We start from the raw sequence: 14,354 nt of genomic DNA, 5'->3' as shown, positions 1-14,354 counted from the left end.
CGCGAGCTTATCAGGCCGGCTGCAGCGATTGCACGTTTCATCTTGTTTTTGCACGAACCTGCACGCATACTGCCGACCATGGACATCCACCAACGCCTCCGCATCCACGACGTGCGCGTCCTCTCCGACGACTGGTACGTGCTGAAGAAGACCCGCTTCGACTGGCAGCGCCGCGACGGCACCTGGCAGACGATGAACCGCGAGACCTACGACCGCGGCAACGGCGCCGTGCTGCTGCCGTATCACCGCGCGCGCCGCACCGTGATCCTCACGCGGCAGTTCCGCTACCCCGCGTACGTCAACGGCCACCACGACCTTCTGATCGAGGCCCCGGCCGGCCTGCTCGACACGCAGTCGCCCGAGGACCGGGTGCGCGCCGAGGTCGAGGAGGAGACGGGGTACCGGCTGCACGACGTGCGCCCCGTGTTCGAGGCCTTCATGAGCCCGGGCTCGGTCACCGAGAAGCTGCACTTCTTCGTCGGCGAGTACGAGGCGCACATGCGCGTGGGCGACGGCGGTGGCGTGGCGGGCGAAGGCGAGGACATCGAGGTGCTCGAGCTGACGATCGACGACGCCCTGGCGCAGGTGGCCGACGGCCGCATCCGCGACGGCAAGACCATCATGCTGCTGCAGCACGCGGCGCTCCACTTGTTCGACAAGGAACCCCGATGAGCACGTCCCCGCTGATGATCCTGGTGGCCGGCCCGTACCGTGGGGGCACCGGCGACGACCCCGAGCTGATGGCCCGCAACCTCGCGCGGCTGGAATCGGTGACGCTCGCGCTGTTCCGCGCGGGTCACCTGCCCGTGATCGGCGAGTGGCTCGCCCTGCCCCTGCTGCGGCAGGCCGGGTCCCGGCGTCCTGGCGACGCGGCCTATGAGGAGATCAGCTACCCGGTGGCCCACCGGCTGCTGGCACGCTGCGACGCGGTGCTGCGCCTGCCCGGCGCTTCCAAGGGCGCGGACGAGGACGTGCGCCGCGCGCGCGAACTCCGGCTGCCCGTCTACGGTGCACTCGAGGAGGTCCCCGGGATCGCGGGCTGTTGACCCCGCCGGCGCCGTGCCACACTCGGCGCCCATGAAGACCCTGTTCGAAGCCGCCAGCGCCGTCGAAGCCCACATGGTGCGCGACCTGCTGCGCCAGGAAGGCATCGCCGCGCACATCCACGGGGAACACCTGCAGGGGGCCATGGGCGAACTGCCGGCCGCCGGCCTCGTGCGGCTCGTGGTCGACGAGGCCGACTACCCGCGCGGCCGCGCCGTGATCGACGCATGGGAGGCCGCGCAGCCGAAGGACATCGCGCCCCGTCCCGCGGCGTCGCGCCCGCGCGTGCTGCTCGGGTTCCTCGCCGGCGTGGCGGTGGGAGCGGCGGTCATGTGGACCTTCTTCCGCTCGGCCGTGTCCGCCGAAGGCATCGACGCCGACCGCGACGGCGTGATGGAGACCCGCTGGTTCTACAGCGCGAGCGGCGCGCCGCTGCGCAGCGAATTCGACCGCAACGGCGACGGCAAGGCCGACCACGTCACCCACTTCGACGGCCACGGCGTGCCCGACGTCGCCGAGTCCGACGACAACTTCGACGGGGTCTTCGAGGGGCGCTCGTTCTACCGGAACGGCTTCGTCGAGACCACCGAGATGGACAGCGACGGCGACGGCTACTTCGACCTGCGCATCCGGTCGGCGCAGGGCGTGGCGGTGTCCGGCGAATACCTCGACCCCACCACCGGGCAACCGTTGCGCATCGAGCACTACCGCAACGGCAAGGTCGTGCGCGCCGAGGTCGACACCGACCGCGACGGCCGGCTCGACCAGGAGCAGGAGTACGGTTCGCTGGGCGACGTGCGTGCCACGCGGCGGCTGCCAGCGCCTTGACCGCGCATTGATGCGAATCGACTAAGCAACGACGGATTGCTTTCTTCCCCGCCGCGGCGGGACCCGCCAACATCGCCGGATTCCTTCACTCGAAGACTTCCGGCCATGACCTCCCGCACCCCGCGCCGCACGGCGCTGAAGCAGATCGCCTCGTTCGCCGCCCTGGGCCTCGGCGTGTCCGCCTGCTCGAAGCCGGCCGATCCCGTGCCCCCCGCCGCCGGTGCCGGCACCACGGCCAAGGCCGGCGGCATCGTCGAGTTCCTCTACCCCGACAACCCGTCGTTCGACCTGATCTACCTTGCCGAGAAGCTCGGCTACTTCGAGGGCACGTCCACCCGGCCGAAGTACATCGGCAAGGTCGCGGCGCCGCAGATCATCCCGCTCGTGGGCACCGGCGAGATCCACTTCGGTGCACGCATGGTGCCCCTCGTGATCTCGGCCATCGCGAGCGGTGCGGACATCCAGGTCATCGCCTCCGGCGGCAAGACGCTGCAGGAAGCACCGCACATGAAGTACTTCGTGCGCAAGGACTCCGGCATCCGCACGCCGAAGGACCTCGAGGGCAGGACCATCGGCATCAACAGCTTCGGCGCATGCGCCGAGTTCGTCACGAAGAAGTACCTGCGCCAGCAGGGGGTCGACGTCGCGAAGATCAACTTCCTCGTGGTGCCCGACAACCAGAACGAGCAGGCGGTGGCCACGAAAAACGTCGACCTCGCGATCATCCACCCGCCCCACTCCGGCGGCGCGGAGGCCAACGGTGACCTGCTGCGGCTGTGGAGCGACTACGACCTCGACCAGGGGCTCGGCGGCATGGCGCCGTACAGCGTGAACGGCAAGTTCGCCCGCGAAAACCCGCAGGCGGTGCGCGACGTGGTGGCGGCCCTCGCGAAGGCGGCCCACTGGGTCAACGCGAACCCCGAGGAGTCGCGGCGCTACACGGCCGAGCGCATCGGCATGAAGCTCGAGCACGTCGAGCGCTACGCCTACGTCGACGACCAGCTCGTCACCGAGCCGCCCATCCAGTACTACATCGACATCCTCGAGGCCGAGGGGAAGATCACCAAGGGCAAGGTGTCGGTGTCGCAGGTCTACACGAACGCGTTCAACCCGCACGCGAAGGCCTGAGCGCGATGGGTTTCCCGGTGAAGATCGAGGCGCGTGGCGTGCGCATGGACTTCGACACGCGCGACGAGGACGGGCGCGCCGAGTCGGTGGGGGTGCTGAAGGACTTCGATCTCGACGTCCGCGAGGGCGAGTTCCTCTCGATCCTTGGGCCCTCGGGCTGCGGCAAGTCGACGTTCCTGAACCTCCTCGCGGGCCTGGCCCGCCGCACCGGCGGGTCGGTGTCGATCGACGGCGCGCCGGCCGAGGGCATCAACCGCCACCAGGGCGTGGTGTTCCAGGGCTATGCGCTGTTCCCGTGGCGCACGGTGTCGCAGAACATCGAGGTGGGCCTCGAGATCCGCGGCGTGCCGAAGGCCGAACGCCGGCGTGTCGCGGCCGAGTACATCGAGCTCGTGGGACTGCAGGGGTTCGCCTCGCGGTACCCGCACGAGCTGTCGGGGGGCATGCGCCAGCGCGTCGCGATCGCGCGGTCGCTCGCGTACAGCCCCGACCTGCTACTGATGGACGAACCCTTCGCGGCGCTCGACGCGCAGACGCGCGAGATCCTCCAGGGCGAGCTGCTCCGCATCTGGGACACGCACAAGAAGACCATCGTGTTCATCACGCACAGCCTCGACGAAGCCATCTACCTCTCCGACCGCATCGCGGTGATGACGCACCGGCCCGGGCGCGTGAAGGAGATCCTCGACGTGCCGCTGCCACGCCCGCGCGCGCCGGAGGTGCGCCACTCGGACGCGTTCGTTCGGCTGCGCCAGCGGGCGTGGGAGGTGTTGCGCGAGGAGGTGCAGTTCGCCTCGTCGCACGGCCATGTGGCGGTGGCGCCGGCGGTGCAGGCGGCGAGCCCGCTCGCGCGCCCCGCCCTCTCGGGCTTCGCGGTATGACGACGCCGACGCTTCGCCGGCGCGTCCGGCACGTCGTGCAGCGCAGTGCGTGCATCGTGCTGCTGTTCGCCGTGTGGGAAGCCCTGCCGCGCCTGGGCATCGTCAACCCGGCCTTCCTCAGTCCGCCGTCGGCGGTGGCCGCCACCATCGTGTCGTGGTTCGCCGACGGCACGGTGTGGAAACACCTCGCCGCGAGCCTGCAGCGGTCGTTCACCGGGCTGCTGATCGCGGTGGCGGCGGGCGTGACCACCGGACTGCTGATGGGCTGGTTCTCCCGCTTCGAGGCTTTCGTCGACCCGGTGCTGCAGCTGATGCGCCAGACCTCGGCGTTCGCGCTGTTCCCGGTGTTCCTGCTGTTCCTCGGCATCGGCGAGGCATCGAAGATCGCGATCATCTTCTGGGCCTCGTTCTGGCCGGTGCTGCTCAACACGATCAGCGGCGTGAAGCAGGTGGACCGGCTGCTGATCCTGTCGGCGCGCTCGATGGGCGCATCGCAGACCTTCATCTTCACGAAGGTGGTGCTGCCCGCGGCACTGCCGGCGATCTTCACGGGCGTGCGGCTGGCCGGGGCCTACTCGATCACGGCGCTCGTGGCCGCGGAGATGATCGGCGCCCACGCGGGGCTCGGGTTCCTGACGCTGAACTCGCAGGAGACCTTCCAGATCCCGAGCATGTACGCGGGCATCCTGCTGCTGGCCGTGCTGGGGCTCGCGCTCAACACGCTGCTCGCGCGGCTCGAGGCGCGGCTCACGGGCTGGCGCAAGGGGCTGCAGCACGATGCGTGAACTGCTGCGGCGTCGGAACGCCTTCGCCGTGGCCGGCGTCGCCACGGGACTGGCCGCGGCGGCGATGGCGGTGGCCTCGCTTTCGCCGGTCCCGCCGGTGGCCGGCGATGGCGTGGGGCCGGTGCTCGACGCCGCGCGCACACGAGGGGTGCTGCGGGTGGGGGTGCGGGCCTATCCCCGCCCTTCTCCGCCGGGACATCCGCTCCCGCCCGAGCCCGATTCCTTCGATGCCGACCTCGCCACGATGCTGGGCGAACGGCTGGGGCTGCGCGTGGAACTCGTCGGCCTCGCGCCGGATGTCCGGGAGACCGCGCTGCGTGACGGTCGGGTGGACCTGCTCGCGGCCGGCGCGTCCACCGAAGCTCCGGCCCGTGCCGCGGTGATGCGAGGCGGCCCGGTGTCGCGGTGGGAGGACCTTCGCGGCCGTGTCGCCTGTGTCGCCGACGGCAGCCCGTATGCGGAGGTGCTGTCGGGCCGGTTCGGTGTGTCGCCCCGCACCTATCCGTCGGCGGTGCACGCGGCCTACGGGTTCATGGCCGGCGAGTGCGCCGCGCTCGTCGAGGACGGTGAGGTGATCGAACGGTTGCTCGGCCAGGAGGCGTGGCGCTTCTATTCGCCCCTGGCGGGCACGCTGCCGGCCGCATCCGCCGTGCCCCTGCCGCTCGCGACCGGCGATGCCCCGTCGTCGCGCTTCGTCGAGGCCACGCGCCGCTGGTGGCGGGCCTCCGGGGGCGAAGCGCAGGCGCGCCTGCGCCGCACCGGCGGCATCAATTTCGAGGTGGCCCTGCTGGAGGATGGCAACATCTGCCATTGACGGGCGCAGCCTGCACCCGCACGACGGAAGGACTGCCCATGGCCATCGAGCTCCCGAAGGAAACGCGCAAGGAGGCCATCGCCTCGATCGAACGCTACTTCGCCGAACACATGGAGGAGCGCATCGGCAACATCGCCGCGGGCGCCCTGCTGAACTTCTTCGTCGAGGAGATCGGGCCGGCCATCTACAACCGCGCGGTGGCCGAGGTGCAGGAGCGTCTGCAGCAGCGGGTCTCCGAGATCGACATCGAGGTGCACGAGGACGAGTTCACCTACTGGCAGAAGCAGGCGAAGCGCCGCTGACGCGGCGGGGTCAGAACCAGGCGTGCAGCAGGCCCGACACCGCCGCCGCGACGGCGAACGGGGCCACGGGGACGGCGCTGTCGGTGCGGTCCAGTGTGTCGCCCAGCGCGGGCGCGCTCAGCGCGGCGCCCGACAGCGCCCCGGCCAGCAGCGCGCCGTGGCGGCCGCCGAGCAGGTAGCGGCCCGCGCAGAGGGCGACCACCAGCGGCACGAACGCCATCGCCGCCACCGCGGCCAGCAGCGGCGCGCCGAGTTCGCGCGCCGCCGCGACGGCGGGTTCCCCGGCTCCGAGCACCACCACGGCCACGAGCGCGGCCGTGCCCAGGTCCTTCAGCACCCGCAGGGCGCCCGGTGGCACGGCCCCGAAGGTCTGCCGCTTCGCGCGGAACCAGCCGAAGGCCACGCCGGAGACCAGCGCACCGCCGGCCCCGAGCGTCAGCACGGCCGAGCCGGCGTGCACCGAGGGCAGGCCCAGCAGCAGGCCGGCCACGAGGCCGCCGGCGAGGTACATGACGTCGGTGCGGGCGGTGGGCAGCACGGGGTCGCCGATCACCGCCGCGAAACGGGCCACGTCCGCCTCCGTGCCGTGGAGGGAGACGGTGTCGTGCAGGCGGACCACCGTGTCCGCCGCCAGGGGCAGCACGCGCCCCATGCGGCTGAGCTGCACGACGACCACGCCGTGCCGCAGGTTGCCGGACGATGTGGCCCGGATCTCGCCGATCGACCGCTGGTCGAACGAGGCCCGGGTCAGCACCACGTCGCGGCGCTGCATCGCGAGCGCCATGCCGTCGATGCCGTGGACCTCCTCGCCCAGGCCACGGGCGCGTGCCACCACGGCCTCGCGCCGGCCGACCACCAGCACGACGTCGGCGGGAAGGAGGCGCACCTGCGGCGCCGGCTCGACGAAGCGGAGGCCCCGCTTGATGCGGCTGATGCTGACCGGTGGCAGGTCGGGGTCGTGGGCCTCCTGGCCCGACACGTCGGACACGGTGCGCGACGGCCCCGCCGCGACGCGGTACAGGCGCCCGACGAGTTCGGGCGCCGCCGACTGCAGACCCGGGGCGAGCACCGGCACGCCCTGGCTCAGGGCCGCATCCGCCTGCAGCGCATCGTCGAGCAGCGGACGGCGAATCAGCCAGGGCACCGCGTGACCGCACACCAGCAAGGCCGCGAGGAGACCCAGCACGGTCACGAGCGCCTGCGCCCCGTCGCCCCCCGCGCGTGCCGGCGACGCCAGCAGGAACGCGGTCACGGCGAACGCCGCCCCCACCCCGGCAGCCCGTGCGCCCTCCCCCCGCATCACCGGGAGGAACTGCGGGCCGGCCTCGAACCCGGCCGCGTAGAGGAACAACGCGAGCAGCACGGTGTGGACACCCGGATCGACGTGCACGCCGGCCTGGGACACCACCAGTGCCGCGAGGAAGGTGCCGGTGGCGGTGCCGACGCGGAACGTGCCCCACTGCAGGCGCCCGGCGAACCAGCCGAGGGCGATCGACAGGAACAGCGCGATCTCGGGGGACCGCTTGAAGATGGCGTGCAGCCAGTCCATGGGGGCTCCTCTGTCAGCGGGGCGCGGCCCAGCCGGCGAGCGCAACCACCAGCGGCCCCATCAGCGGCAGCACCACGTTCGAGATGGCGTAGGTGATGGTGTAGCCGAGCAGCGGCGTGGTGTTGCCCGCGGCATTCTGCACGGCGCTGAGCGCGGGGGTGCTGCACTGCTGCCCGGCGATGGCACCGAGCAGCACGGGGGCCTCGAACTTCAGCAGCTTGTGGCCGACGAACAGCGAGATCAGCGCGGGGATCAGCGCGATCGCGACGCCCATCAGCGGTAGCGCGACGCCGTACTGCCGGATCAGCGTGAGGGCCTGCGGGCCGGAGGCCAGGCCCACGCAGGCGATGAAGGTGGCGAGCCCGACATCCTTCAGCAGGCCGGCGGCGTCCGGCGGCAGGCTCAGCCGGCCCGGATGGCGGGCCTGGTACCAGCCGAAGACGAGGCCGCTCAGCAGTGCGCCGCCGCCGGTGCCGAGCGAAAACGGCACGCCGGCCGCGCGCACGCTGTAGAGGCCGACCCAGACGCCGAGGACGATCCCGAAGCTCGCGTAGCCGAGGTGGGTTCGATCCGACTTCAACACGGGTTCGCCGAACCGGTCGCCCACCACCGCCAGCAGGTCGGGGCGACCGTACAGCGAGACCGTGTCCCCCTTTCGCAGCGCCAGGTCCGGCAACACAGGCAGCGGATGGCCACCGCGGGCCACGCCCGCGACCTGCACGCCGGGCGGAAGCACCGGGCCGTCGCCACCGGTGGCGCGCAGGCTGGCGAGCGTTCGGCCGTCGAAGGCGCGCGTGGCGATGGCCACCTCGAGCGTTTCCATCACGACGCCGAAGGACTGGGTGTCGGCGATCTCCCGGCCGAGTTCCGCCCCCGCCTGCGCCAGCCGCACGACGGCGGCCCGGCGGCCGGTCACCAGCAGCTGGTCCCCGGCCTCGAGCACCAATGCCGGCACCACCGGTACGTCGGCGCCCCCGCGCCGCACGCCCTCCACGTTCGCCTCGCCACCCAGCAGCGCCAGCACCGTCGCGACCGAATGGCCGGCGCCGGCCGTGACCTCGAAGACCCGGCCCACCATCTCCGGGGCCGCCTCCTGCACGCCGGCATCGTCCTCGCGCCCGCCCATCTCCTTCCACAGCCGTGCGGCCTCCGCGCGCAGGTCGACGCGCAGCAGCAGCGGGAACACCTGGCTCGTGGCCACCACGATCGCGATCAGGCCGAAGATGTAGGTGATGGAGTACGCGGTCACGACGTTGGCCTGCAGCCGCTTCACTTCGTCGGCCGGCAGCGCCAGCTTGGAGATGGCGTCGCTGGCCGTGCCCACGACCGCCGACTCGGTGGCCGCGCCGGCCATCATGCCGGCGGCCGTGCCCTGGTCGAGGTGCATCAGCCGGGTGGCGAGCAGCACCAGCACGAGCACGGTCACCACCTCGATGCCGCACAGCAGGCCGATGCGCAGGCCCTTCGCGTTGAGGTTCGCGAAGAACTGCGGCCCGCCGGCGTACCCGAGCGCGAAGATGAAGAGCATGAAGAACAGGTTCTTCACGCCGGCGTCGACCTCGACGCCCACCTGTCCGATCACCAGCGCCGCGATCAGCGTGCCGCAGATGCCACCGAGCTGGACCGGGCCGAAGCGCACCTGCCCGATCGCATGGCCGATGCAGAGCGCGAGGAACAGCGCAATCTCCGGGTGGCTCCCGAGCAGCGTGTGCAGCACACTCCCCATCGACGGTCCTCCTGTCGGATGGGCGGATTCTGCGGCCGCCGGCAGGCGACCGTCCAGGGGTCATGCACCAACGGGCAAGGTGCCCCGGCTGACGCTGTCGCCGTCGTCCGGACGCAGCGCCCAGAACGACAGCGAGGAGACGAGCGTCACGCCGGCGAGGGTCAGGAACGCATGGTGCAGCGCGTTCATCACGGCCGCCGGGTCGGTCTGCGGCAGGCCCGCCAGGTACCACGCGGCCACCAGCGAGCCGCAGGCGAGGCCGAAGCTCATCGACATCTGCTGCAGGGTGCTGGCGAAGGTGCTGGCCATCGCGGTGTCCTTCTCCTCGATGTCGGCGTAGGCCATCGAGTTCATGCTCGAGAACTGCAGCGAGTTGAACAGGCCCATCGCGAGGCCCAGGCCCACGATGCCAGCGATGGGCGTGCCCGGCCCCACGAGCGCGTAGCCGCCGATGGTGCACGCGATCAGCACGGTGTTGACCACGAGCACGCGGCGGTAGCCGTAGCGGCGCAGCAGCGGCGCCGAGATGACCTTCATGCCCATCGCCGCGGCGGCCGCCGGCATCATCAGCAGGCCCGACTGCCACGCGGGCAGCCCCAGGCCCAGCTGGTACAGCAGCGGCAGCAGGAACGGCATGCCGCCGATGCCCAGTCGCGTGACGAAGCCGCCCAGCACCGACACGCGGAACGTGCGCACCTTCAGCAGCGTCAGGCGCAGCAGCGGGAACGGCACCTGCCGCGCGTGCCAGGCGTAACCCGCGAGCAGCAGCAGCGACGTCGCGAGCAACGCGCCGCCCGCGCCCAGCCCCAGGCTGTGTTCACCGAACACCTCGAGCAGCCACGACAGCAGCGCGGCGCCGCTGCCGAACAGCAGGAAGCCGCGCACGTCGAGCGGCTGCGGGGCCGCGCTGCGGTAGTCGGGCATGTGCCGGTGCGCGAACCACATCGCCACCATGCCCACGGGCACGTTGACGAAGAAGATGTCGCGCCACGACAGCCAGTGCACGATCAGCCCGCCCACCGTGGGGCCGAGCAGCGGCCCGAGCAGCGCGGGGATGATCACGAAGTTCATCGCGCGCAGCAGTTCGCCTTTCGGGAACGTGCGCACGATGGCGATGCGGCCCACCGGCATCATCATGGCGGCCGCGATGCCCTGCGGCACGCGCGCGGCGATCAGCATCGTCGAATCGACGGCCAGGCCGCACAGCACCGACGACACGGTGAACAGGCCCACCGCGAACATGAAGATGCGGCGTGTGCCGTAGCGTTCGGCGAGCCAGCCGCTGACCGGGATGCAGACGGCCAGGCTCAGGATGTAGCTGGTGACGACCGCCTTCAGGCTCAGCGGCGAGACCTGCAGGCTCGCGGCCATGGCCGGGATGCCGGTGTTGACGATCGTCGAGTCGAGCTGCTCCATGAAGAGCGCGGTGGCGACGACCCAGGGCAGGTAGCGCTTGGTGGCGGCGGTGTCCATCGGCGAAGGATCTTGGATCGTTGGACCGGGCACCGTACCAGAACGCACGCGTTCGTGTGCACACTCGGCCTCGCCACAAAGCAAAAAGCCTCCGTCGTTTCCGACGGAGGCTTCGCTTCTTAATTTTGGTGGGCCCTGAGTGACTCGAACACTCGACCTACGGATTAAGAGTCCGCTGCTCTACCAACTGAGCTAAGAGCCCGAAATTTCTTGCCTGACTTTCTCTCCGGCACCACCGGTGAAGGTGGTGGGTTGTGCGGGGCTCGAACCCACGACCTACGGATTAAAAGTCCGCTGCTCTACCAACTGAGCTAACAACCCGCAAGCCCACGATTATAAGCTGGAATCTTCGCGTTGATCAAGCCTTGTCGGCAAGCCCGCATTGTAGCGCTTCTGCGGCAGAAACCAAGCCGAATGTTGCGGTAACTGTCACGACCGAACCATACCCATGGCAATTGAGGTTCGCGTCGACGTCCTGCCCTTCGATCACGCAGGCCTCGGGCAGGGTCACCGGCTCGCGCGAGAACACGCAGCGCACGCCGATCTTTCCCGTGCGCGCCGCGCCATGCTGCTTGCGCAGGCGCTGGCGCATCGAGGCGAGCAGCGGGTCGTGCGTGGTGGCGGACAGGTCCTCCACCTCGACCGACTGCGGCTTGCGCTTGCCGCCTGCCGCGCCCACCGTCACGAACGGCGTGCGCGTCGCCAGCGCCCAGCCGGCCATCGCCACCTTCGCGTGGACCTGGTCGCAGGCGTCGATGAGCACGTCGATGTCGTGCGTCAGCAGCGCGGGCCAGTTGTCCGGCGAAACGAAGTCGTCGACGAGGTGGATGTGGCAGCCGGGGTGGATGTCCTTGAAGCGCTCCTGCAGCGCGAGGCCCTTGGCCTGCCCCACGGTGGCGCCGGTCGCCTGCACCTGCCGGTTGATGTTGGACTCCGCCACGTGGTCCATGTCGATCAGCGTGAGTTCGGCGACGCCGCTGCGCGCGAGCGCCTCGGCCGCCCACGACCCCACGCCGCCGAGTCCCGCCACGGCGACACGCAGCCGGCGAAGCCGCGTGTAGCCGGCGTCACCGTAGAGTCGCCGCAGGCCGCCGAAGCGGCGCTCGAGGTCGGCATCGAGCGCGGTGTCGTTCAACGCAGCGTCGCCAGGCGTTCCTTGGCCGCGACCGCGGCTTCGGACTTCGGGTAGGTCTTCATCAGTTCGTTGAGGGTCGCGCGCGCGCCCTTCACGTCCTTCAGGTCGGCCTGCGAGCTCGCCACCGACAGCAGCGCCTCGGGTGCGCGCGGATGGTCCGGCGCCTTCGAGACGAGCGAGCGGAACGAGGCGATGGCTTCCTTGTAGTCGCGCTTGCCGTACTGGGCGTTGCCCAGCCAGAACAGCGCCGACGGCGCGTAACCGCTCGCCGGGTAGCGGCGCTGGAAAGCCGACAGCTGGTTCGCGGCCTCGGCGAAGTCGCCCTTGCGCAGCACGCCCATGGCGTCCTCGAAGAGACGGGTCTCGTCGGGGTCGGCCTTGAACTCCCGGCCGTCGAGGGACACCGTCTGGGGCTCGAGCTTGCGGATGCGCTCGTCGACACCCTGGCGGATGTCCTTCTGCGCACGCTGCAGGTCAGCGACGTCGCGCGCCAGCTGTTCTTCCTGGCCGCGCAGGCGCGCGGTCTCGGCGCGGGCCTCGTCGAGCTGGCGGTTGAGGTCGAGCAGGCTGCGCTGCAGCTGCTCGATGCGTTCGTTCGACGCCTTGATCTCACCCTGCAACTGATCCTTCAGCTGCGTGACCTGCGTGCGCAGGTCGATGATGGCCTTGCGGGCCTCGGTGTCGTCGAACAATGCCGCGCGGGCCGGACCCGCGAGCAGCACCCCGAAGGAAAGGGCCGCGGCCACGGCCCCGCGTTGGATCAGAGAGGACATGGCCCAGTCTTTCATCCGGTTCCGTGGATCAGCGGCTCACCAGCTCGGCGCGGCGGTTCTTCGCGTACGCGGCTTCGTCGTGGCCGGTGTCGGCCGGGCGCTCCTTGCCGAAGCTGACGGCTTCGAGCTGGGCATCGGCGGCGCCGAGCAGCGTCAGCGACTTCAGCACGGCCTGGGCGCGCTTCTGGCCGAGGGCGAGGTTGTACTCGCTGCCGCCGCGTTCGTCGGTGTGGCCTTCGATCACGAGCTTCTTCGCCTTGTTGGCAGTCAGGGCCTTGGCCTGCGACTCGAGCACGCCGCGGTACTCGTCCTTCACGACGTAGCTGTCGTAGTCGAAGTACACGACGCGGCCGGCGGCGTTGTTGGCGCCATCCTTCGTCAGGTCGACGCTGGCGACGGGCGAGTCGGTCACGCCCTTGCCGGCGTTGCCGCTGCCGGCCGTGACGGGGCTGCGCGTCTCGACGGTGGCGGCCTTGTCATCGAGCTTGACGTCCGACGCGCAGCCGGCGGCGAAGATGGAGGCAATGGCGACGAGGGCGGCAAGTTTCGAATTCATCATGATGTAGGTATCTCCAGGGACAGGGAAAGAAGGAGGCAGGGTCAGCGACCGAACGGGCCCCACACCGGCTCGCGCACGTCGGCGGTGGTGGAGACCAGCTTGGACTTGACCTTGCCGTCCAGGGTGGTGGTCATCAGCACGTCGCGCCCTTGGGCGCGGCTCGCATACATGATCAACCGCCCGTTCGGTGCGAAGCTCGGACTTTCGTCGTCGCTCGAATCGGTGAGCGCGCGAGCCGGTGTGCCGCCGGTGAGGTCGGCGAGGTACACGCGGAACGCGCCGCCTTGCCTCGAGATGTAGGCAAGGTAGCGGCCATCGGGGCTGATGGCCGGACTGATGTTGTAGCCACCGGTGAAGCTCACCCGCTCGGCGCCGCCACCCGACACGGACGTGCGGTAGATCTGCGGGCCGCCTCCGCGGTCGCTGACGAACAGCAGGCTCTTGCCGTCGGGGGTGAACACGGCCTCGGTGTCGATGGACGCGCTGTTGGTGACACGGCGCGGATTCTCGCCGTTGCGGCCCACGATGTAGACCTGGGACGCGCCGTCACGCGTGAGGGTCACGGCGAGCGACTGACCGTCCGGCGCCCAGGCCGGCGCGCTGTTGGACCCGCGGAACGCCGCGATCTCGCGCCGGGCGCCGGTCGCGATCGTCTGCGCCCAGACCACCGCCTTCTGCCGTTCGTGGAACGACACGTAGGCGATCTCCTGCCCGTTCGGGGACCACGCCGGCGAGATGATCGGGTCCATGCTCGTGATCACGACCTGGCCGTTCTCGCCGTCGGAGTCGGCGACCCGCAGAGAATGGCTCTTGCCCGACTTGGTCACGTAGGCGATCCGGGTGGCGAAGATGCCCTTCTCCCCGGTGATGGTCTCGTAGACGAAGTCGGCGACCCGGTGCGCGCCCTGGCGCAGGTCCCCCGGGGCCACGACGAACGACTGCCCGCCGAGGTCCTTGTTCCGGACGACGTCCCAGAGCTTCGCCCGCACGTCGAACCGCCCGTCGGCGAGCCGCATCACCGAGCCCCCGAGCAGCAGGTCGGCCGTCTTCGACTTCCACTCGGCCATGTCCGGCCGCGCGGTCTCGTCGAGGATCGCCACCGTGTCGATCCCCCGGAACACCCCGATCCGCTCGAGATCGGCCCGGATGATCTCCGACACCGGATGAGGCACCTTGCCCTCGTCCCGGAACTTGGGAATCGCGATGGGAATCTGGGTGGCGCCGACGCCGGAGATTTCGACGCGGAATTGGGCGTGGGCAGAAGGAAGAGCAGCTCCTGCTGAGGCCGCCACGGCAGACAGCAGCAGAGAGCGTCGGTGTAGGAGGATCATAGACGGCTGGACTGGGGCCTCGGCAT

At 70.4% G+C, this 14,354-nt stretch carries 15 protein-coding genes and 2 tRNA genes; 8 read left to right on the top strand and 9 right to left on the bottom strand.

Annotation, left to right across the window (positions count from 1 at the left end; genetic code table 11):
* Positions 1-78: 78 nt before the first annotated feature.
* From A4W93_RS11480 to A4W93_RS11445, 8 genes are all read left to right on the top strand, one after another.
* The gene (locus A4W93_RS11480; RefSeq protein WP_085750729.1) at positions 79-672 is read left to right on the top strand and encodes an NUDIX domain-containing protein; all 594 of its coding nucleotides are present in this window, start codon (positions 79-81) and stop codon (positions 670-672) included.
* Entirely contained in the window at positions 669-1,046 is a 378-nt protein-coding gene (locus tag A4W93_RS11475; RefSeq protein ID WP_218919194.1) for a DUF4406 domain-containing protein, read from the top strand. Before A4W93_RS11480 ends, A4W93_RS11475 begins: the two co-directional genes overlap by 4 nt.
* A 31-nt stretch (positions 1,047-1,077) precedes the next feature.
* A complete protein-coding gene (locus A4W93_RS11470) occupies positions 1,078-1,872 on the top strand; it encodes a putative signal transducing protein (protein WP_085750728.1) in 795 nt (264 codons plus the stop codon).
* A 105-nt stretch (positions 1,873-1,977) separates the two neighbouring features.
* Positions 1,978-3,000, top strand: a complete 1,023-nt coding sequence (locus tag A4W93_RS11465) for an ABC transporter substrate-binding protein (RefSeq protein ID WP_085750727.1) — start codon at positions 1,978-1,980, stop codon at positions 2,998-3,000.
* 5 nt (positions 3,001-3,005) lie between these two features.
* Complete coding sequence (locus A4W93_RS11460) at positions 3,006-3,881, top strand: ABC transporter ATP-binding protein (RefSeq protein WP_085750726.1); 876 nt, start codon at positions 3,006-3,008, stop codon at positions 3,879-3,881.
* Positions 3,878-4,666 carry an ABC transporter permease gene (locus tag A4W93_RS11455; RefSeq protein WP_085750725.1) on the top strand — a complete coding sequence of 263 codons (789 nt, stop codon included), beginning with the start codon at positions 3,878-3,880 and terminating at the stop codon, positions 4,664-4,666. Before A4W93_RS11460 ends, A4W93_RS11455 begins: the two co-directional genes overlap by 4 nt.
* Positions 4,659-5,480 (top strand): type 2 periplasmic-binding domain-containing protein, encoded by an 822-nt coding sequence (locus tag A4W93_RS11450; RefSeq protein WP_085750724.1) that lies wholly within the window; start codon positions 4,659-4,661, stop codon positions 5,478-5,480. The genes A4W93_RS11455 and A4W93_RS11450 overlap by 8 nt, the downstream gene beginning before the upstream one ends.
* A gap of 38 nt (positions 5,481-5,518) precedes the next feature.
* Positions 5,519-5,782, top strand: a complete 264-nt coding sequence (locus A4W93_RS11445; protein ID WP_085750723.1) for a DUF2164 domain-containing protein — start codon at positions 5,519-5,521, stop codon at positions 5,780-5,782.
* Positions 5,783-5,792: 10 nt separating this feature from the next.
* On the opposite strand, the gene A4W93_RS11440 is transcribed toward A4W93_RS11445, so the two are convergent.
* From A4W93_RS11440 to tolB, 9 genes are all read right to left on the bottom strand, one after another.
* On the bottom strand, positions 5,793-7,331 hold the full coding sequence (locus tag A4W93_RS11440; protein WP_085750722.1) for an aspartate-alanine antiporter-like transporter: 1,539 nt from the start codon (positions 7,329-7,331) through the stop codon (positions 5,793-5,795).
* A gap of 13 nt (positions 7,332-7,344) precedes the next feature.
* Positions 7,345-9,057 carry an aspartate-alanine antiporter gene (aspT, locus tag A4W93_RS11435; protein WP_174694886.1) on the bottom strand — a complete coding sequence of 571 codons (1,713 nt, stop codon included), beginning with the start codon at positions 9,055-9,057 and terminating at the stop codon, positions 7,345-7,347.
* 60 nt (positions 9,058-9,117) lie between these two features.
* Positions 9,118-10,530, bottom strand: coding sequence for an MFS transporter (locus A4W93_RS11430; RefSeq protein WP_085750721.1), 1,413 nt, complete (start codon positions 10,528-10,530; stop codon positions 9,118-9,120).
* A gap of 126 nt (positions 10,531-10,656) precedes the next feature.
* Positions 10,657-10,732: transfer RNA gene (locus tag A4W93_RS11425), tRNA-Lys, on the bottom strand.
* Positions 10,733-10,775: 43 nt separating this feature from the next.
* Positions 10,776-10,851: transfer RNA gene (locus A4W93_RS11420), tRNA-Lys, on the bottom strand.
* 37 nt (positions 10,852-10,888) lie between these two features.
* A complete protein-coding gene (locus tag A4W93_RS11415; RefSeq protein WP_085750720.1) occupies positions 10,889-11,665 on the bottom strand; it encodes a tRNA threonylcarbamoyladenosine dehydratase in 777 nt (258 codons plus the stop codon).
* A complete protein-coding gene (gene ybgF / locus A4W93_RS11410; protein WP_085754133.1) occupies positions 11,662-12,438 on the bottom strand; it encodes a tol-pal system protein YbgF in 777 nt (258 codons plus the stop codon). Before ybgF ends, A4W93_RS11415 begins: the two co-directional genes overlap by 4 nt.
* Positions 12,439-12,466: 28 nt before the next feature.
* Positions 12,467-12,997 (bottom strand): peptidoglycan-associated lipoprotein Pal, encoded by a 531-nt coding sequence (gene pal / locus A4W93_RS11405; RefSeq protein WP_085750719.1) that lies wholly within the window; start codon positions 12,995-12,997, stop codon positions 12,467-12,469.
* A gap of 41 nt (positions 12,998-13,038) precedes the next feature.
* Positions 13,039-14,328, bottom strand: coding sequence for a Tol-Pal system beta propeller repeat protein TolB (gene tolB, locus A4W93_RS11400; RefSeq protein WP_085750718.1), 1,290 nt, complete (start codon positions 14,326-14,328; stop codon positions 13,039-13,041).
* Positions 14,329-14,354: the final 26 nt, after the last annotated feature.

Origin of the sequence: Piscinibacter gummiphilus (genome assembly GCF_002116905.1) — a bacterium.
Classification (GTDB): Bacteria; Pseudomonadota; Gammaproteobacteria; order Burkholderiales; family Burkholderiaceae_C; genus Rhizobacter; species Rhizobacter gummiphilus.
The sequence above is the reverse complement of the archived record's forward strand: the minus strand, read 5'-3'. Positions and strand labels throughout refer to the sequence as shown.

Coding starts and splice junctions, on each gene's coding strand:
- A4W93_RS11465 (WP_085750727.1), top strand. CDS start 1,978: ATGACCTCCCGCACCCCGCGCCGCACGGCGCTGAAGCAGATCGCCTCG.
- ybgF (WP_085754133.1), bottom strand. CDS start 12,438: ATGTCCTCTCTGATCCAACGCGGGGCCGTGGCCGCGGCCCTTTCCTTC.
- A4W93_RS11480 (WP_085750729.1), top strand. CDS start 79: ATGGACATCCACCAACGCCTCCGCATCCACGACGTGCGCGTCCTCTCC.
- A4W93_RS11460 (WP_085750726.1), top strand. CDS start 3,006: ATGGGTTTCCCGGTGAAGATCGAGGCGCGTGGCGTGCGCATGGACTTC.
- aspT (WP_174694886.1), bottom strand. CDS start 9,057: ATGGGGAGTGTGCTGCACACGCTGCTCGGGAGCCACCCGGAGATTGCG.
- A4W93_RS11470 (WP_085750728.1), top strand. CDS start 1,078: ATGAAGACCCTGTTCGAAGCCGCCAGCGCCGTCGAAGCCCACATGGTG.
- A4W93_RS11475 (WP_218919194.1), top strand. CDS start 669: ATGAGCACGTCCCCGCTGATGATCCTGGTGGCCGGCCCGTACCGTGGG.
- A4W93_RS11450 (WP_085750724.1), top strand. CDS start 4,659: ATGCGTGAACTGCTGCGGCGTCGGAACGCCTTCGCCGTGGCCGGCGTC.
- A4W93_RS11445 (WP_085750723.1), top strand. CDS start 5,519: ATGGCCATCGAGCTCCCGAAGGAAACGCGCAAGGAGGCCATCGCCTCG.
- tolB (WP_085750718.1), bottom strand. CDS start 14,328: ATGATCCTCCTACACCGACGCTCTCTGCTGCTGTCTGCCGTGGCGGCC.
- A4W93_RS11440 (WP_085750722.1), bottom strand. CDS start 7,331: ATGGACTGGCTGCACGCCATCTTCAAGCGGTCCCCCGAGATCGCGCTG.
- A4W93_RS11430 (WP_085750721.1), bottom strand. CDS start 10,530: ATGGACACCGCCGCCACCAAGCGCTACCTGCCCTGGGTCGTCGCCACC.
- pal (WP_085750719.1), bottom strand. CDS start 12,997: ATGATGAATTCGAAACTTGCCGCCCTCGTCGCCATTGCCTCCATCTTC.
- A4W93_RS11455 (WP_085750725.1), top strand. CDS start 3,878: ATGACGACGCCGACGCTTCGCCGGCGCGTCCGGCACGTCGTGCAGCGC.